The organism is Parasphingopyxis lamellibrachiae (assembly GCF_003385775.1).
GTDB lineage: Bacteria > Pseudomonadota > Alphaproteobacteria > Sphingomonadales > Sphingomonadaceae > Parasphingopyxis > Parasphingopyxis lamellibrachiae.
The window spans coordinates 2,383,948-2,401,175 of record NZ_QRDP01000004.1; the positions used below are offsets into that span (position 1 = coordinate 2,383,948).

Here is a 17,228-nt window from a genome sequence, read left to right on the forward strand (position 1 = left end):
CAAGGGGAGGCATTGCCTGGCTCTGGCCCTAGTGATGCGGAACGGATAAGATGTGTTTGGAGAAAGATTCAATACTATTTGGATTGATATCGAATGTGGGGCGTATGACAGAACAAAAGAACCGTCAGCAGGCCGAATATTATTCGGATCCGAATAACAGCATCGGCTATCTTACGCGGGTCGCATTTCGATCTTTCTCGAGATTGCTTGAGCAAAGAACATTGCAGCATGGCGTGTCGGCAGGGCAGTGGCGTTTTCTTCGCCAATTGTGGCTGAACGACGGTATCACCCAGCGCGAGCTGAGCGAGAAAGTTGGGCTGCGGGAACCGACCACGGTGATCGCGATAAGAAGCCTCGAAAAAGCGGGGCTGGTTACACGCAAGAAAAGCAAGGTCGATCGCCGCAAGATCCACATCCATCTTACGAAAGAAGCCAAGCGACTTGAGCATGTTCTGGGCCCCTGCGTGGCCGAAGTGCAGGATATGGCGACCCGGAGCATGAGCGATCGGGATATAGAACAATTACAAGCGCTCCTCAAAACCACGATCGACAATCTCGCCGAGGAAAGCGAGAAATTGCCTCCTGCCGCTTCGCGCGTTTGAAAAATCCGGGCATGGTGGGGCCGAACGGGCTTGCTGAATCCTCCATAGATAATTAGTAATCTAACTAAATGGAGGTGCGGGATGACCACGAAAATCGGAATTGTTGCAGGCAGTACGCGTCAGGGTTCCTATAATCGCCGACTGGCAAGGATTGCCTCAGCGGATGCGCGCGCAGCGGGAGCGGAGGTCACCGATATAGACCTGCGCGACTTTGAGCTGCCGATCTATGCGCATGAAATCGAATTCGATGCCTTTCCGGCTGCTGCGATCGAATTGAAAGCGCTGTTCCAGGCGCAGGATGCGATCCTTTTCGCCAGCCCGGAATATAACGGCTCGGTCACCGGTCTGCTGAAAAATGCCATCGACTGGGCTTCGCGACCTACCGACGGCGAATCGCTGATTGCGCTGAGCGCTTTCCGGGGCAAGGCGGCTGGTATCATGTCGGCCTCGCTAAGCCCTTTTGGGGGCCTTCGCAGCCTGGCCCATCTGCGCCAGATCCTCGGCACGGTCCAGATGTTGGTCGTGCCGGAACAGGTCGCCATTCCTTCCGCCCATCAGGCTTTTGAAGACGACGCACTGGTCGATGCGCTGCCCAGGCAGCTGATTACAGGCCTTGTCGAAAGCCTGCTCAATGTTGGCGGGAAACTGGGTTTCGATTAACGGGGTAGCGCAATCCCGCCCAACGGCGCCGGACAGCACTACCCGGTATTGTCGCGGATCAGGCGGGTACGGATTCTACCGATTTCGGTTCATGGCGAACGTCGCTTTCGTCCAGTTCGCGCGTCCAGGCCGCGAATTCCAGGCAGATGCCATCCGGATCGAAGAAATAGACGGAGCGGACATAGACATCTTCGTCATTGGGGTCCGGGGTCGATCCGGTCGGCGAATTGTCGTGGTTGAGCGGCGGGGTGACGTCGATGCCCTTTGCCACCAGTCGATCATAATATTCGTCGAATTTGTCCGCCGCCACGTTGAACGCAATATGGTTCATGGAACCATGGGCGGAAACGAACGACCCCCGGGTCGGCAAGGCTTCGGGAGCGGCGATACCTGGCTGCGCCTCTGGGGCGTCCGGAAACCAGAAAAAGGCGAGGGCGTCGCCATTGCCCACATCGAAGAAGAAATGCTGCCCCATTCCGCGTGGCAGGTCGATGGTTTTGATAAGCGGCATACCGAGAATGTCCCGGTAGAATTCCACCGTTTTCTTCATGTCGCGACACACAAGAGCCAGATGGTTTACACCGAGCAGCTCGAATTCCTTATTTTGGGACTTGGACATCTCAATCTCCTTAGATTACGAAGTATATCGGAATCGTTGATTTCAGTCAATCAGCCTAGTCAGTTTTCGCCAGCCTTCAACGATATGGCAGGCCGTGCCGGCGCGATGCATGCAACCGCACCGCATCGTCGCTTAGAAAAAGATTAGAAGACTAAGAGATATATGCTATGCTAGCGGCAAACCGAAAATTGGGGAGATGATGTATGAATGAGCCCGCCGTTCGCGATCTTGCAAAGCGCTTCTTCGATGCGATTGAACAGGCCGATGTGGAAACGGTCGCGAGTTGCTATACCGAAGACGCGATCATCTGGCACAATTTCGACAATGCCGAGCAGAGCCGCGAAGAAAATCTGGATACGCTGCGCGGCATGGTCACGCGGATCAGCGACCGTGACTATGGCGATCGCCGTGTGGAAACGTTCGAGGGCGGATTTGTTCAGCAACATGTGTTGAGGGGAACACGCAAGGACGGCGCGCGCCTGGAGATGCCGGCGATTATCATTTGCAGACTGCGCGACGGAAAGATCGCCCGGCTGGACGAATATCTGGATTCGGCTCATGTCGCCGCCTTTCGCAAGACGTTCGACTGATCGTGCGGGCGGCGGGGCTGTGCCAACAAGGGCCGAGGGCGCGATCGACCTCCATTATTCCGCGACCCCCAACGGCCAGAAGGTCGCGATCATGCTGGAAGAGCTCGGCCTTTCCTACCGCGTCACTCCGTACGACATTTTCGAGGGCGATCATCTGACCGAGGAATTCGGCAGGATAAATCCAAATTACAAACTTCCCGCGATCGTCGATCGTGAACCGGACGACGGAGCCGGGCCGATTACCGTGTTCGAGTCCGGCGCTATCCTTCAATATCTCGCCGACAAATATGGCGCATTTCTAGCGCCTCGCGGCCGGGAGCGCAGCGCCGCGATCCAGTGGCTCACCTGGCAGGTCGCCGGCCTCGGCCCGATGGGCGGGCAGGCCAGCCACTTCCTCCGCTACGCGCCGCCGGGCCAGGAATATGGCATCGAACGGTATCGCCGGGAGCTGGACCGCTTGTTGCGGGTGCTCAACAAAAGGCTGGAGGAGAGCGCCTATGTCGCCGGCCCTGATTATACGATTGCCGACATGGCGATCTGGCCGGGGCGGGCGGCGTCGTTCGTTGTCGGCATCGGACTGGAGACGTATCCGGCCATCCATCGCTGGTTCGAAGCTGTCCGTGTTCGGCCCGCCGTGGAAAGGGTGATGACACACCCGGATCTCGCCGCGCCCGGCAGATATCTCGGTCGAACGCAGAAACTGTCGGAACGGGAATGGTCCAACATGTTCGGCGACAGGATGCACGGCGCAGTCGATTGAGGTGCGCTCGGCTCAGCGCTCTACATGCTGACGATCGCCCCAGAGAATTTCCCGGTGCCTGTCGGTGAAACCTTGCAGACCGCCTTCAACAACTTCCTTGCGTGCGATCCCGACCGCCATGCCTGCCTGGACGGCCGGCCGTTCGTTCATGGCGGCGGCCCAGCGCTCGATCCCCGGATAGTCGCCAGCCTTTTCGAGAAGTATCCGGCGCAGATAGGGGAGGGTTGCCATATCCGCGATGCTGTATTCATCCCCGGCCAGCCATTCGGCCCCGGCGAGCCTGCCGTTCAGGACCATCAACAACCGGTCCACTTCGCGCGTGTAGCGGCCAATCGCATAAGGATGCTTGTCCTTCGCATAATGGGTAAAATGGATAGCCTGGCCGAACATCGGGCCTACGCCTGAAACCTGGAACATCAGCCATTGCCAGCAGGTGGCCCGTGCGATCGGCGAGTCCGGGACGAACCGGCCGGTTTTCTCCGCGAGGTAGAGCAAGATCGCACCGGTTTCCCACAAGGTGAGTGGGCTACCGCCCGGGCCGTCATCGTCAACGATCACCGGAGTTTTGTTGTTAGGATTCAACTTGAGGAATTCCGGGGTAAGCTGCTCGCCTTCCAATATATCGATATTGTGCAGCTCCCAGGGCAGGTCCATTTCCAGCAGGGCGATGGCAATTTTCCGGGCGTTGGGCGTTGGCCCTCCACAAAGCGTAATCATCCGGGCCTCCTGGAGAGTGAATGGTTGCGGCGTCGACCCTGATCAACGGACGGCATAGAGATGTTGCCGCGCGCCCAGATCGGTGCGTTCGCCCTTGCCAATGGCAAGAATGCCGTTGAGCCAGTCATATTCCGGGCTCGCCGTCTCGAACACCGGGGCGATTCGCAGATAATAGCGTGCGGGGTCGACCCGTCCGGCCTTGTCCGGGTCGCCGAATTCGGCGCGTACATCGTCAGGCACGACGCTCCGGCCAGCATAGGTCATATATATCCGCGCGCCGTCATGGGTTTGCAAAACCGCACGGGCATCGAAAGTCCCGACCGCTTCACCAGATGCGAGGCGCCCGGCTCTCGACCAGTTGCCTCCGCCCGGCAAGACGATACCGGAAAGTTTCGGGCCTTCGAAAGTGCCGCCCGAAATATAGCCGACTCGCTGCTCCCCGAATGGCGACTGGCCGAGCGCCAAAAGGCCACCTTCAACGTGGAAGTCGATGGTGCAAAGATGCTCTTCTATCATGCCGCTTCTCCGGATCATGCCATATTACCACATAATATTAATTAGATAACTAAGTGATTGACAGCGGAAATATCTCGCGTCAAGTTTGCGGCGAATTTCCGTCAGAAACGGAAGATAGGGGAGACAATTATGAAATCGACCGCGACCTGCATATTCAAATCCGGCGTTGCCGCTTCAGCGCTCATGCTCGGTGTGGCTACACCGGCGGCCGCGCAGACAAATGACAGCGATGTGCCGGAAACGCGCAGTGGCAATGCGCCGATCATCGTTACCGCGCAAAAGCGTGAGCAGGGTATTCAGGACGTTCCGATTTCCATGGAAGTGGTGTCTGGCGAAACCCTGGCGGATTTCAACGTCAACGATTTCCAGGCGATGTCGGCTTATGTGCCGAATGTCGCGGTCGAGACGACGGCAGGCAATGACGTCATCTATATTCGCGGCTTCGGCTCTCCGCCCTCCAACTTCTCGTTCGATCAGGCTGTCAGCCTCTATATCGACGGGGTCTATGCCGGACGCAGCCGTCAGGCCCAGGCGCCTTTCTTCGATATCGAACGGGTCGAGGTGCTGCGCGGTCCGCAGGGCGCGCTGTTTGGCAAGAACACGGCGGCCGGCGCCATCAGCATCGTTTCGGCGGGGCCGACGGATGAATTCTCCGCATCCCTGACCGGCAGCTATGACTTCGAATATGAAGGTTTCGAGTTTTCGGGCCATGTCTCCGGGCCGATCACGGACACGTTGAGCGTCCGCCTCGCCGGCCGGCTTGTCGACAATAATGGTTATATTGCCAATGCTGCGACGGGTGAACGCAATCCCCAGACACAGCAGCAGCTGCTTCGCCTCACCGCTCTATGGGAACCAAGCCCGAATTTCGATTTCACGCTGCGGGCCGAATATGGCAATCAGGAGATCCGTGGCGGCATAACCGTTTCGGACTTTGTTGATCGGCGGCCGAACCTCCGTCAGCGGCGTTTCCTGGAAGATGCAGCGCTTGGCGAAGAGGGAATCGACGGCGAAACGCTGATCGTTTCCGGTACGGCCAATATCCAGCTTGGTGATTATACGCTGACCTCGATCACCGGCTATTCCTGGTTCGATTCGAACATCGTCAACGGCTTCGATCAGTCCCTGCCTACGGGCGGTAATGTGCCGAACAATGTGTATAACAGTTACCCGGAGAATTTCGATCAATTCTCCCAGGAAATCCGCCTCCTTTCCCCGACCGGACGACCGCTCGAATTCATCGTCGGCGCCTATTATGACACGTCCGACTATCATCTCGATCAGTTTGGCGGGTTCAACCTCAGCAATGCCGTACTCAATTATTTCGGGCTGCTGAACACCGTCTTCGACCAGGAAACGGAATCCTATTCGCTGTTTGGCCAGGCCACATTGAATGTCAGTGATTCCCTCCGCTTCATCGGCAGCCTGCGCTATACGCACACGTCGAAAGACGCCACCTTCGACGGCCAGCTGATCTACGGCCCATTCCCGTTGCGGCCCCTGACCCAGGCGTCGGGTTCGCGATCCGAGAACAATGTCGATCCGTCGATAACCGCACAATATGATATCAGCGACGATGTCATGGTCTATGCAACTTATGGTCGCGGATCCAAGTCGGGCGGTTTTGTCAGCAACACCTATGGCACGGTTGATTCGACCTTCCAGTACGAGCCGGAACGTTCGGAGAACTGGGAGGTGGGCATCCGCTCCACATTCGATGATTTCACGCTCAACGTGTCCGTTTACGACACCAGCTTCAAGAATCTGCAGGTCTCGGTTTATAATCCGACCATCTCGACCTATCAGACGGGCAACGCAGCAAGCGCTGCATCGACCGGTATCGAGGCAACCCTGATATGGGCTCCGTCCGAACATTTCGATCTGCGGGCATCGGGTGCCTATCAGGATACCCGATATCTGGACTATCCGGGTGCCGCCTGTCTGGCGACGCAGCCGGTCAGCGAGTGCGACGCATCGAGCCCGGCCAGCATCGCGGCGAACAATATTGCCGGCTCGCCGCTACCCTATGTTTCCAATTGGTCAGGCAGCATGCAGGGGCATTTCAGCCATCCACTGTCGGAGAATCTGCAGCTCGATGTAACCGGTGTCGTCTCGGCGCGTTCGGGGTATTTCAATTCCGACAATCAGGATCCGGCGTTCGGCTATCAGGAAGGTTATGCCAAGATCGACATGCGCGTTCAGGTCGGCGATCCGGATGGTCGCTGGCACCTCGCCTTTGTCGGACGCAACCTGACCAACGTTCTGTCGGCTGGCAGCTCGTTCCGGCTTCCTTTCCCGATCACGGATGCGACCCGTTCGATCCATTATCTGGAACCGGCGCGCAGCCTCGCTGTCGAAGCAGGGTTCAGATTTTAGAGAAGGCGGGGCGCTTATGTTTCCGATGTCGAGTGTAGCGTCGTGAGCACCGCCGCCGGCAGCAAATCTCCGGTCGATCTCGCCGATCGCAACACACCGCTGATCCGCAACGAATGGTATGTAGCGGCTCTCGCCGATGAGATTACGCGGGAGCCGCTCCGCCGTACGATCCTGGAGCAGGATATCGTGTTCTATCGCGACACCCAGGGGCGGGCGATCGCATTGCAGAACCGCTGCGCGCATCGGTCCTACCCTTTGTCAAAAGGGTATCTCGACGGCGATAATATTGTCTGCCCCTATCACGGCATGGAATTTGGAACGGATGGCCGATGTGCGCGGATACCGTCTCAGAAAACCGTTCCCGAGGCCATGTGCGTCCAGGCCTATCCGCTTGTCGAGCAGGGGTCGTTCGTCTGGATCTGGACTGGTGCACCGGATCAGGTCGACAGGGACAAGCTGGTTGCACAGCCCTGGTTTACCGAGCCTGACTGGGCTCATGTCGCCGGCTATTTCCCGATGAAGGCAGGGTATCTCGGCCTGCATGAAAATCTGCTCGATCTCAGCCATTTCCCCTTTGTTCACGGGGCCGCGCTCGGCAAGCCTGAACATGCCGAGTCCAGGCCGAAGTTCGAGGTTGTGGATGGCATGGTCAAATCCGCCGTCATGCACCGCGACGTTGTCGTCGGCCCGGCCTTTGCGTCCGTGGCGAAAATGACCGCGCCGATTGATCGGCTCAGCGAACAGATCGTGCCGACCCCGGCCATTCATCTGGGCAAGGCAATCTATACCGATTCCTCGGATCCGCAAAAGACATCCGTCCGCTATATTGTTCACTATCCAACTCCGGAAACCCGCACCTCCACACACTATTTCTGGGGCGTTGCGCGCGATGTCGGGATCGACGATCCGGCGGTCGAGGAGGAAACGCGGGCCGTTGCCGCCAAGGCTTTTGACGAGGACCGGCGGGTGTTGGAGGATATTGAAACTGTCTACGAGGCCGACATCAGGCCCCAGTTTCGCGAGAAAATCATCGCGACTGACAGCGGCGGTATCCAGCTGTTGCGGCTTTTCGCGAAGAAAGCGCGAGCCGAACACGCAGACGCATGATGCGGGCCGGTGCCAGGCGGATAGGCGGTATCGTTGAATATTACGCGGCCGATTTTCGCCATGGCGGTTTGGAACGGCAACAGGGAGACCGGTTTTGATCGACGTATTTTTCACGCCAACGCCGAACGGACACAAGGTTTCGATCATGCTCGAGGAGGTCGGGCTTCCGCATACGCTGATCAAGATGGACATGCTGGCCGGAGACCATCTTACGCCGGAATATCGACAGGTTAATCCCAATGGTCGCCTGCCTGCGATTGTTGATCATGATCCAATCGGTGGAGGCGCTCCGCTGGCGATCATGGAATCGGGTGCGATCCTGCTATATCTGGCAGACAAGACCGGAAAGCTGCTTCCCGAGGATCCGCGCGCTCGCTCGCTCGCTCAGCAATGGCTGATGTGGCAGATGGCGAGCTACGGACCGATGCAGGGCCAGGCCCATCACTTCATCCGCTATGCGCCCGAAGGACAGGAATATCCGGTCGAACGGTATCGCAAGGAAACGGTGCGCCTTCTGAACGTCCTCGAAAGGCGGCTTTCGGAGGCCGACTATCTCGCCGGGGAATATTCGATAGCAGACATTGCCGCCTGGCCCTGGACGCGCGCGATCCGGGCGATCGATCTCGACCTAGCCGATTTTCCGGCGACAGAGAGTTGGTTCGAGAAAATCGCCATAAGGCCCGCCGTGCAGAGCGGAACGGGTGTGAAAAACGCATCCAACCTGTCCAGCGCCCGGCCGGTTCTGACCGAAGAGCAGTGGTCCAATCTGTTCGGTGACAATCTTCACGAGTCCGCACGCGCCGCGGCAGAAAAAGCGCATTCAGAGAGGAAGCCGGCATGACTGCCATCGAAGGAAAAACCTGTTTCATCACGGGTGCGGCCAATGGCATCGGCCTGGCTATGGCGGAATCCATGGCGTCGCGGGGTGCGCGCCTGATCCTGTCTGACATCGATGAAGTCCGTCTGGCCGCTGCCGCCGCCGAACTGGAAGCTGTCGGCGCGGAGGTCGCGACGGTGGCGTTCAATGTGGCCGAAGAAGGCGATTGGGACAAAGCTCTGAAAACCGCCGACGCTTTCGGCGCGGTGGACATCCTGTGCAGCAATGCCGGGGTGGGTGGCGGCAGCGGCGCGTTCGAGGCCTATGATGCCGATGTCTGGCGCTGGAATTATGCGGTCAACGCTCATGCGCATCTCTATGCCTGCCGGACCTTCCTTGGCGGGATGAAGGAGCGGGGCGGCGCGCATCTGCTCATTACCGGTTCGATGGTAGGTATCACGCCACCACCGGTTTCGGTTGCCTATATCAGTTCGAAATTCGCGACGGTCGGTATTGCCATGGCGCTCCGCAACGAACTGGCGGACAGCGATGTCGCCCTATCCCTTTTGCTGCCGGGCATGTCGGCGACCAACAATGTCGTCACAACCCGCAATCTACGGCCCGGCGGATCGGAAACCGGGCAAGCGGCCGAAACCTCCAGAGCGATGGAGGGTGTCCTTGCTACGGGGATGTCCCCCGACGCTATTGGCGAGCGCGTTGTCCAGGCCATATTGGGTGATGAATTCTACATATTCACGCATCCGGAATGGAAGCCGCTGCTTGAGGCACAGGCCGATGAGATGCTGGCGGCATTCGGCGCGTCCGCCGATCCCAACTATTCAGGCGACGATATCGAAGCGCTGCTGGCTGCCAATGGTGCCCGGGCGTTCGGCGCCGGCGCAAAGGCTGCCGGAAAATAGGCTGAACCCGGTTGGCTCGATCCGGTCGAAGGGCGCTTTTCAAAACAGTTGCCGTCAGGTTCCTTCGCCCGGCACCGAATTGGTTGCGACGCGCTCATGATCGCGCACAATATAGCGTGTGGCGATAAGCAGGGACGCCGATGTCAGCACGGCGATCGGCACCATTGTAACCATCATCGCATAGCGTAGGCCATCCGTTCTCATGGTCGGGGTCAGCATATCGCTGACTACGCCAACCACCAGCGGCCCCAGACCGATCCCGACAAGGTTGAGCACGAGCATCAAAATCGCCGATGCAGTGCTGCGTACATTGGCCGGTGCCAGATTCTGCACCAGGGTCAGCGCAGGCGGGACGACGAAGTTGATCAGGGCCAGCGGCAGGGCCATCCAGACGAGCGCCATTTGCCAGCTTCCCGCGCTGAGCGCGCCCGCGAACAGCGGCGCACAAAGGAGCATCGCGGCGGCCGGTATCAGGGTATAGGCGCGCAGCGAGCGCTTGGCGAACCAGGTGATCGTTGCCCCGCTCGAGAACAGGCCGATGGCCAGGGAGATGCCGACTACCGGTCCGTAGTAGAGGGCGACATCGCGAACGCTGGCTCCATAACCTCGCATCAGCAGGGCGGGCACCCAAGTGATGAGGCCATTGGCGATCATCGCGAACAAGCCGCAGGATATGGCCATCCAGACAAGGGTCGGGCGGCGAATGAACAGGAGCAGGGTCGCTCCGAAGGAGGGCTGCCTGGCGTCAGGATCGGGAAGCGGCTCGAAATTGCCGCGTGGCGGTTCGGGTGCGAATTTGAGGAGCAGCGGCGCCAGCAGCAGGCCGACAATCGCGGCACCGATGAATACGGCCCGCCATCCATAGGCATCGGCCACCAGCCCGCCGATCATTACGCCGGCCAGAATACCGATCGGCGAGGCGCAGGTGAACAGGGCGATCGCGAACACTCTGCGGCGTGGCGAAAAATAATCGCCGAGAACAGACAGAGAAGGCGCAACACCGCCAGCTTCGCCAAAGGCGACGCCGATCCGGGCGATCGCCAGCGCGAGAAAGCTCATCGCGAGGCCGGAAACGCCGGTAAAGATGCTCCAGAGAAAACACCCGATCGCGACGATGCGCACGCGGTTGGTGCGATCCGCCAGCATGGCAATCGGGATCGTGATAAAGCCATAGAAAATGGCAAACAATGTACCGGTCAGAAGGCCGACCTGTGTGTCGGTCAGCGCGATATCCGCCTTGATCGGTTCGATCAGGACCGCGAGGATCTGGCGATCCATATAGTTGAGAATATAGACCAGCGTTAGCAGCCCGACGCCGAGGATACGGCCCGGCACGACTATTCCGGTCGAGGCGCTCCCGGGCGTTTCCTGAGCCGCATCGACAGCATTCATGCCGCGTCCCGGCTGCGAGGTGCGGGGTAATGTCCGGGCAATATTCGCATCACTGAATTTCCTTCTCGCAGCGTCTTCGGCCGATTTTCAGCCATTGGGTTCCTATTGCATAGTTAGTATTCTAGGTAAAATCACGTGACGCAACCCGAAGCTGACTCGCAAAGGAATCCGATGACCGATACTGGCCGATCCCCTGATACTAACCGTAGCTGGCGCCTCGATCGTCGCCCGGATTCCGATCCGGCAGACGGCAATCTCAGGCTGCACAGGGAGGGGCTGCCTGAGATTGCCGATGGCGAGATCCTGGTGCGGAATGTCTATCTCTCGATCGATCCGACGCACCGGATATGGATGTCGGATATCGACCAGTATATGGATCCGGTCGAGCTGGGCGACGTCATGCGCGGCGGAACGATCGGCGTAGTCGAACAAACGCGGTCTTCGCGCCTTTCGGTTGGCGATATCGTAACCGGCCAGGGCGGTTGGCAGGATTATTGCGCCCTGTCTGCCCGCATGGTGCGCAAGATCGAGCTTGCATCGGGCCTGCCGCTTACGGCCTATATGGGGCCGCTCGGAAATATCGGGGCAACCGCCTATTTCGGCTTGCTGGAGATCGGCAAACCTCGGCCCGGCGAAACGGTTGTCGTCTCGGCAGCCGCCGGCGCCGTCGGCTCCCTGGTCGGCCAGATCGCGAAACTGATGGGCTGCCATGTTGTGGGCATCGCGGGGTCCGATGAAAAATGCGCCTGGCTGACGGATGATCTCGGCTTCGATGCCAGCGTTAATTACAAAAGCGGATCCATATACGATACGCTTGAAGCGGCCTGCCCCAATGGGATTGACGTGTATTTCGACAATGTCGGCGGGGAAATTCTCGACACGGCACTCACCCTGATAAATCTCAATGCCCGTATTGCGACCTGCGGTCTTATCTCGACCTATAACGATCTCGAACAGGGTGGGCAGGGGCCAAAAATGTATCGAAACGTGTTGATGAAACGCGCAACCATTCGCGGCTTTATCGTCAGCGATTTCCTACGCCGTTATCCTGAAGCCTTCGCTGCGATCAGGCACTGGCTCAGGATCGGCGCGCTGCAGTATCGCGTCGATGTCCGCGAAGGCCTGGAACATGCGCCGGACGTGCTGAAACTGCTGTTCAGCGGCCGGCATGATGGCAAGCTCATCGTGAAGATATCCGAGGAGCCCTAGGGCCCTTGGCTATGTCGCCAGTGCGGCATCCTCGGCTTCGAGGCTGGCGACGCTGCCGCGGAAGGGCGCGCGGCTGAGCATGATACTGCCTATTGCTACAGGCAGGACAATTGCGGCAACGAGCGAGAGAGAATGGCGCAGCGCGCCATCGTCTCCAAAACCGAAATCCGTGATCATGGCAACGGCGGTAGGGCCGATACCGAAACCGATCATGTTTGCGGTGAAGAAATAGAGGGCGATAACCTGCCCCCGATAGCGGTTGGGAGTGATGATCTGCAGAGAAGCTCCGGCGACGCCTGCATACATGGCGGAGACCAGCTGGCCGATAAAGATGCAGGCAAAGGCCAGTGTCGGTGTCGGCATTTGCGGCCCGAAAATCAGGAAGGGCGCCGAGCCGGTGATCGCGACAAGAATCGTGAGCACATGCCCATCCTTCTTGCCCTTGCCGAACCAATGATCGGCGAGGACGCCGCCGAGAATGAGGCCTGCAGCCCCGCTTATGGCCAGGATGATGCCATAATAGAATCCCGCGCTGGCTGGCGCCATGGCATAGGTGCGGGCGAAAAAAGTCGGGATCCAAGTCATCTGGCCGTACATGACGAGTGCATAAAGGGCGAGGCCGGCAAAGAGCGGTACGAAGGTGCGGCCATGCGAGAATACAAAGGTAAAAGCGTCGCGAAACCGGACGGTGCCGGCCTGCTGTGTCTGGCCCAGCCCGCGGCGAAAGGGTTCGCGGACGGTTGTCATCAGCAAGGCGATGGCGAGGCCGGGCAGGCCGACAAGAAAAAAGACCAGCCGCCAGGGTGCAGCTTCCCCGATGCCGGGTAACGATATCGCCGGCGCTTCGGTGGCAAGGGTCACGATCAAGCCTCCCAGCACCAGCGCGATGCCCGAGCCGAGCGGTACGCCGATCGAATAGACGGCTACGGCGCGGCCGAGTTTGTCTTTCGGGAAATAGTCGGACATCAGCGAATAGGCGGCGGGCGACAGTGTGGCTTCGCCGATGCCGACACCGATCCGCGCCAGGAAAAGCAGCGCATAATTGGGCGCAAGCCCGCAGGCAGCAGTCATTGCGCTCCACAGGCTGATACCGACCATGATCAGTTTTTTGCGATTGCCGCGATCGGCGACGTAACCGAGCGGTAGGCCGGCCAACGTGTAGAGCACGGCAAAAGCAAAGCCCACGAGCAGGCTCATCTGGGTGTCCGAGATCCCGAGATCCGCGCGGATCGGCGCGACCAGCAGGGTCAGGATCATCCGGTCGATAAAGGAACAGGTATAGGCGAGCAGCAGAATGACGACGACGTACCAAGCATAGCCCGGATTGGGCCATGGCGGATTGGTGTCGGCTGGGCGCTGCGGCGGGGTGGCGGTCACGGGCGCATATCAGGCAAGTTCGAAAATATCATAGTCGACACCCTTAGCCGTTCGCCGCCCGACGCCCGCGGCCACAATCCGGTTCAGCCGTACATAGCGCGGATCGGCGGTCTCGAACGTTGCCGCGATGCGGAAATAATAGCGGTCTGCAGGAAGCTCTTCCACCTTCTCGGGTTCCCTGAAGATACCGAGCACATCCTTGGGAATGACAAGTCTGCCTTGATAGGCAACATAGATCAACGCGCCGTCATCCGTTTTCCAGAGCGAACGCACATCGAGCAGGGTCAGTGCATCGCCATTGTCGTCCATGCCGAGTTCGGACCAGTCGCCGCCGCCAGACATGACCCGCCCGGTAAGCCGTTCCCCGGCGATGGTTCCCCCTACAATATGACTGACCCGGCGATTGCGCCAGGGCGACGGGCCGATAACGATCGGCGCTTCGTCTTCCAGCTCGATGGAAACGGTGCACATTGCCCGGCTTTCCAGCATTTCTCTCTCCCCTATTGCATCTGGTTCCTGATTTTTCAGGCAAAACTCATGGTGGTCACGCTCCGGTTGACAAATACTTAGACAGCTAACTAAAATTGTGCAATAGTTCGTTCGTGCACGGTTGAAACGACCGGCTGACTGGGGAGGGTTCAAATGGCAGTTCAAGACATTTTACGCGGGTTTTCGATATCCACGGCGATTGCCGGGCTTTGCGCAGCAGCGCCTTCGTTTGCGCAGGCGGAGGGCGAGACGGATCCTGCGGCAAGCGGCCTGGGCGTTATCGTCGTGACGGCGCAGCGCGTTGAAGAAAATCTACAGGACGTTCCTGTGGCCGTCACCGCCTTCAGTGCGCAGCAGTTGCAGAACAGCCGGGCGACATCGCTCCGCGACATTGCATCGATGACGCCGAGTTTTACGGCGACCGAAGTCAATCCGGGCGAACCCAATTTTGCGATACGCGGTATCGGCACCGAAGGCATCAACTCGAACGCCGGCGGAGATGCTTCCGTCGTGATGTTCGTCGACGGTGTCTATATCGGCCGCGGGGGCGGTTCCAATCTCGAGCTGTACGATCTTGAGCGTGTCGAGGTGTTGCGTGGGCCGCAGGGCACGCTGTTCGGGAAGAATGTGGTGGGCGGTGCGATCAGTCTGGTGAGTCGGCGCCCGGATCTCGGCGACAATTTTGTCGGCGGAACCATCACCTATGGCAATTTTGACCGGCTCGAACTGCTTGGGCGCTTCAACTATGCGGTCAGTGACAGTTTCGCGATTTCCGGCGCGCTGAACCGTGTGGAGCGCGACGGCTATACCTTCAACGAAACGACCGGCAACGATGTGGACGACGAAGGCTCCATGGGCGGTCGTCTGTCTCTGCGGTGGCGTCCAAGCTCTGTGGTCGATGTCGTGCTCACCGGCGACTTTACCGATCAGGACCAGCGCGGCCAGCCGCGCGACAATGTGTGCGATGCGACGCTGGCAGGCGGTGTTCACTGTGTCGGCGTCAATCCCGATCCGCGCATCGTCAATGCGGTGGATGACGGTTTCCTGCGCCGCGAAGTGGGCGGCGTAACCCTGAATGTCACGGTTGATGCACCTTTCGGCGAACTGACGTCGATCACCGCCTATCGCAAAGCCAATTATTCGCATCGCGACGCCTTTTTCAGCAATCCGATCAATCCGCCGGCGCAGATCGAATCGATCAATGAGAATCGCGAACAATCCGAACAGTTGAGCCAGGAACTGCGCCTAGCCTTCAACATGTTCGATGACCGGCTGAACGGTGTGGTCGGGCTGTATATCCTGAACGAGGATATACGGCGCAACGAAATACTCGAACAGACATTCCCCGTGGCGGTCGTAACCGGCATCGGATCCTTCCCGCAGGATGTCGATTCCGAAAGCTATGCCATTTTCGGGCAGGTCAATTTCGAAGTGACCGACCGGCTCACGCTTACCGCCGGCGCCCGGATGACCTGGGAATCGAAAAATGCCCATCTGCAGGGCGTTCTGGTGGCGGGGCCGGGTCTGCCTCCGCCATTGTCAGCACCCTATGACATCACTGCCAGCCAGAACTGGAATGCCTTCACCCCGCGGGCGGCGATCGAATATCATATCTCGGATGAGGTCATGGTCTATGCGAGCGCTGCGCGCGGCTTCAAGAGCGGCGGTTTCCAGGGGACGGCGGGAACCGGCGCCAGCGCGGCAATTGCCTATGATCCGGAATATGCCTGGAATTACGAGGTCGGCGTGAAATCGCGCCTTTTCAACGATCGCCTCCAGATCAATCTGGCCGGTTTTCACACCGATTATACCGATTTGCAGGTGTCTCAGCTCGTCCCGCTCTGCTGCGTCGTTATCGGCAATGCGGCGGATGCAACGATTGACGGTTTCGAAGCGGAGTTCATCGCTGTGCTGGCGCCGGGTTTCAGGCTGAATGGCGGCTATAGCTGGCTCGATGCCGAATTCAGCAGTTTCGCAACCGGTGCGACGGCCGACCATACGGGCAACAGGTTGCCCCGGGCGCCCCGGCACCAGTTCAATCTGGCGGCGGAGTATGAAGTGCCGGTTTCCGATGCGATCGATCTGTATGGCCGGGTCGGCTGGTCATACCGATCGAGCGTCTTTTTCGAAGCCTCGAACACGCCGCTCGAGGTTCAAGAGGGGCATTCGCTGTATGACGCCCGCCTGGCGATCCGGTCATCGGATGGCGGCTGGGAGCTGGCCGTTTGGGGGCAAAATCTCAGCAACGAGCTGGTCCGCAACCATATCGTGGCCTTTGCGCCTTTTGGTCAGCAGCTGAACACCTATCAGCCGCCCCGAACATATGGCGCGACACTCTCCTTCGAGTTTTGACCAGAGAGTATCGCGGATTGGCTTTCGTCGTCTAGCGAGTGGCTTCTTCCGATCAGCGAGCGAGAACGAACCCGCCCGGCCCCGGAGACCGCGAAGCCCGTGCTCGCCGTCCGGATGGGGCCCGGGCCTGTTCGCTATTTTCCGAAGCGATATCAATTCTCTAGACATCGTGAGCTGGTACGGGCGCTTCCAGCACGGCGGTGCCGGGCCCGATTCGCGGTCTGGTTTGTGACGGCCAGATCATGGACAGGCGATGACCGTCTCGAGCCGGCCTGAGGCTGCTGGAAATTTGCGCGCTGTTGATCGAAGTTAATGGTGCCCGGGGACAGATTCGAACTGCCGACACTGCGATTTTCAGTCGCATGCTCTACCAACTGAGCTACCCGGGCACTTCCCTGGATCATGCGGCGCAGATCGTGCGGGAACAGCGCCTATAGGCCGGGTTAACTGTCGCTGTCCAGCCCGTTTGTGCGCCCCATAATCTGTTCCGGATCGGCTGGCGGGCCGGGCACGCGATAGCCATCGCCCAGCCATTGCAACAGATCGCGATTGCGGCAGCCTTCACTGCAAAACGGCTTCTGATCGGCGCTGGGCTCGGCGCCGCAAACCGGGCAGCCTTTAGATCGGGATGGGGGGGACATGCAGGGCACCATATGTGGCGGGGGGACAGGCTGGCAAGGCTGGAGTTGGGGCGTTTGGTTTTGCCTGTGAAGTTTTTCGATTTT

Annotated in this window: 17 protein-coding genes and 1 tRNA gene; 10 read left to right on the plus strand and 8 right to left on the minus strand. The window is 59.2% G+C overall.

What is annotated here, in order from left to right; translation table 11 throughout:
* The first annotated feature begins 56 nt into the window (after positions 1 to 56).
* The gene (locus DFR46_RS11915; RefSeq protein WP_245953842.1) at positions 57 to 602 is read left to right on the plus strand and encodes a MarR family winged helix-turn-helix transcriptional regulator; all 546 of its coding nucleotides are present in this window, start codon (positions 57 to 59) and stop codon (positions 600 to 602) included.
* Between the two features lie 81 nt (positions 603 to 683).
* Positions 684 to 1,262, plus strand: a complete 579-nt coding sequence (locus tag DFR46_RS11920) for an NADPH-dependent FMN reductase (protein ID WP_116236639.1) — start codon at positions 684 to 686, stop codon at positions 1,260 to 1,262.
* 58 nt (positions 1,263 to 1,320) lie between these two features.
* Here DFR46_RS11920 and DFR46_RS11925 read toward each other — a convergent pair whose 3' ends face one another.
* A complete protein-coding gene (locus tag DFR46_RS11925; protein ID WP_116236640.1) occupies positions 1,321 to 1,881 on the minus strand; it encodes a VOC family protein in 561 nt (186 codons plus the stop codon).
* A 203-nt stretch (positions 1,882 to 2,084) separates the two neighbouring features.
* Here DFR46_RS11925 and DFR46_RS11930 point away from each other — a divergent pair, with 203 nt between their 5' ends.
* Together DFR46_RS11930 and DFR46_RS11935 are read left to right on the plus strand one after the other, a co-directional pair.
* A complete protein-coding gene (locus DFR46_RS11930) occupies positions 2,085 to 2,471 on the plus strand; it encodes a nuclear transport factor 2 family protein (protein WP_116236641.1) in 387 nt (128 codons plus the stop codon).
* A gap of 19 nt (positions 2,472 to 2,490) precedes the next feature.
* On the plus strand, positions 2,491 to 3,231 hold the full coding sequence (locus DFR46_RS11935; protein ID WP_211306425.1) for a glutathione S-transferase N-terminal domain-containing protein: 741 nt from the start codon (positions 2,491 to 2,493) through the stop codon (positions 3,229 to 3,231).
* Positions 3,232 to 3,243: 12 nt separating this feature from the next.
* Here the strand turns inward: DFR46_RS11935 and DFR46_RS11940 are convergent, their stop codons facing one another.
* On the minus strand, positions 3,244 to 3,948 hold the full coding sequence (locus DFR46_RS11940) for a glutathione S-transferase family protein (RefSeq protein ID WP_116236643.1): 705 nt from the start codon (positions 3,946 to 3,948) through the stop codon (positions 3,244 to 3,246).
* A 42-nt stretch (positions 3,949 to 3,990) separates the two neighbouring features.
* Entirely contained in the window at positions 3,991 to 4,464 is a 474-nt protein-coding gene (locus tag DFR46_RS11945) for a DUF3237 domain-containing protein (RefSeq protein ID WP_162843471.1), read from the minus strand.
* Positions 4,465 to 4,593: 129 nt separating this feature from the next.
* Between DFR46_RS11945 and DFR46_RS11950 the strand changes: the two genes are divergently transcribed.
* The 4 genes from DFR46_RS11950 to DFR46_RS11965 all read left to right on the plus strand — a co-directional run bounded on the left by DFR46_RS11950 (position 4,594) and on the right by DFR46_RS11965 (position 9,684).
* A complete protein-coding gene (locus tag DFR46_RS11950) occupies positions 4,594 to 6,840 on the plus strand; it encodes a TonB-dependent receptor (RefSeq protein ID WP_116236645.1) in 2,247 nt (748 codons plus the stop codon).
* A 42-nt stretch (positions 6,841 to 6,882) separates the two neighbouring features.
* Positions 6,883 to 7,947: an aromatic ring-hydroxylating oxygenase subunit alpha gene (locus tag DFR46_RS11955; RefSeq protein ID WP_116236646.1), complete on the plus strand. Its 1,065-nt coding sequence runs from the start codon at positions 6,883 to 6,885 to the stop codon at positions 7,945 to 7,947.
* Positions 7,948 to 8,041: 94 nt separating this feature from the next.
* Positions 8,042 to 8,788 carry a glutathione S-transferase N-terminal domain-containing protein gene (locus tag DFR46_RS11960; protein WP_116236647.1) on the plus strand — a complete coding sequence of 249 codons (747 nt, stop codon included), beginning with the start codon at positions 8,042 to 8,044 and terminating at the stop codon, positions 8,786 to 8,788.
* Complete coding sequence (locus tag DFR46_RS11965) at positions 8,785 to 9,684, plus strand: SDR family NAD(P)-dependent oxidoreductase (protein WP_116236648.1); 900 nt, start codon at positions 8,785 to 8,787, stop codon at positions 9,682 to 9,684. The genes DFR46_RS11960 and DFR46_RS11965 overlap by 4 nt, the downstream gene beginning before the upstream one ends.
* Before the next feature lie 54 nt (positions 9,685 to 9,738).
* On the opposite strand, the gene DFR46_RS11970 is transcribed toward DFR46_RS11965, so the two are convergent.
* Complete coding sequence (locus DFR46_RS11970; protein ID WP_116236649.1) at positions 9,739 to 11,076, minus strand: spinster family MFS transporter; 1,338 nt, start codon at positions 11,074 to 11,076, stop codon at positions 9,739 to 9,741.
* A 171-nt stretch (positions 11,077 to 11,247) separates the two neighbouring features.
* On the opposite strand from DFR46_RS11970, the gene DFR46_RS11975 reads away from it, so the two are divergent.
* The gene (locus DFR46_RS11975; protein WP_116236650.1) at positions 11,248 to 12,285 is read left to right on the plus strand and encodes an NADP-dependent oxidoreductase; all 1,038 of its coding nucleotides are present in this window, start codon (positions 11,248 to 11,250) and stop codon (positions 12,283 to 12,285) included.
* A gap of 9 nt (positions 12,286 to 12,294) precedes the next feature.
* Here DFR46_RS11975 and DFR46_RS11980 read toward each other — a convergent pair whose 3' ends face one another.
* Both DFR46_RS11980 and DFR46_RS11985 read right to left on the minus strand, forming a co-directional pair.
* Positions 12,295 to 13,662: a spinster family MFS transporter gene (locus DFR46_RS11980; protein ID WP_116236651.1), complete on the minus strand. Its 1,368-nt coding sequence runs from the start codon at positions 13,660 to 13,662 to the stop codon at positions 12,295 to 12,297.
* Between the two features lie 9 nt (positions 13,663 to 13,671).
* Positions 13,672 to 14,151, minus strand: a complete 480-nt coding sequence (locus tag DFR46_RS11985) for a DUF3237 domain-containing protein (RefSeq protein ID WP_116236652.1) — start codon at positions 14,149 to 14,151, stop codon at positions 13,672 to 13,674.
* Positions 14,152 to 14,304: 153 nt separating this feature from the next.
* Here DFR46_RS11985 and DFR46_RS11990 point away from each other — a divergent pair, with 153 nt between their 5' ends.
* Complete coding sequence (locus DFR46_RS11990) at positions 14,305 to 16,503, plus strand: TonB-dependent receptor (protein ID WP_116236653.1); 2,199 nt, start codon at positions 14,305 to 14,307, stop codon at positions 16,501 to 16,503.
* Between the two features lie 313 nt (positions 16,504 to 16,816).
* On the opposite strand, the gene DFR46_RS11995 is transcribed toward DFR46_RS11990, so the two are convergent.
* Together DFR46_RS11995 and yacG are read right to left on the minus strand one after the other, a co-directional pair.
* A tRNA-Phe gene (locus tag DFR46_RS11995) sits at positions 16,817 to 16,892 on the minus strand.
* Positions 16,893 to 16,946: 54 nt separating this feature from the next.
* Positions 16,947 to 17,144, minus strand: a complete 198-nt coding sequence (gene yacG, locus DFR46_RS12000; RefSeq protein WP_116237323.1) for a DNA gyrase inhibitor YacG — start codon at positions 17,142 to 17,144, stop codon at positions 16,947 to 16,949.
* Positions 17,145 to 17,228 lie beyond the last annotated feature (84 nt).

Coding starts and splice junctions, on each gene's coding strand:
- DFR46_RS11920 (WP_116236639.1), top strand. CDS start 684: ATGACCACGAAAATCGGAATTGTTGCAGGCAGTACGCGTCAGGGTTCC.
- DFR46_RS11925 (WP_116236640.1), bottom strand. CDS start 1,881: ATGTCCAAGTCCCAAAATAAGGAATTCGAGCTGCTCGGTGTAAACCAT.
- DFR46_RS11930 (WP_116236641.1), top strand. CDS start 2,085: ATGAATGAGCCCGCCGTTCGCGATCTTGCAAAGCGCTTCTTCGATGCG.
- DFR46_RS11940 (WP_116236643.1), bottom strand. CDS start 3,948: ATGATTACGCTTTGTGGAGGGCCAACGCCCAACGCCCGGAAAATTGCC.
- DFR46_RS11945 (WP_162843471.1), bottom strand. CDS start 4,464: ATGATAGAAGAGCATCTTTGCACCATCGACTTCCACGTTGAAGGTGGC.
- DFR46_RS11950 (WP_116236645.1), top strand. CDS start 4,594: ATGAAATCGACCGCGACCTGCATATTCAAATCCGGCGTTGCCGCTTCA.
- DFR46_RS11965 (WP_116236648.1), top strand. CDS start 8,785: ATGACTGCCATCGAAGGAAAAACCTGTTTCATCACGGGTGCGGCCAAT.
- DFR46_RS11970 (WP_116236649.1), bottom strand. CDS start 11,076: ATGAATGCTGTCGATGCGGCTCAGGAAACGCCCGGGAGCGCCTCGACC.
- DFR46_RS11975 (WP_116236650.1), top strand. CDS start 11,248: ATGACCGATACTGGCCGATCCCCTGATACTAACCGTAGCTGGCGCCTC.
- DFR46_RS11985 (WP_116236652.1), bottom strand. CDS start 14,151: ATGCTGGAAAGCCGGGCAATGTGCACCGTTTCCATCGAGCTGGAAGAC.
- DFR46_RS11990 (WP_116236653.1), top strand. CDS start 14,305: ATGGCAGTTCAAGACATTTTACGCGGGTTTTCGATATCCACGGCGATT.
- yacG (WP_116237323.1), bottom strand. CDS start 17,144: ATGTCCCCCCCATCCCGATCTAAAGGCTGCCCGGTTTGCGGCGCCGAG.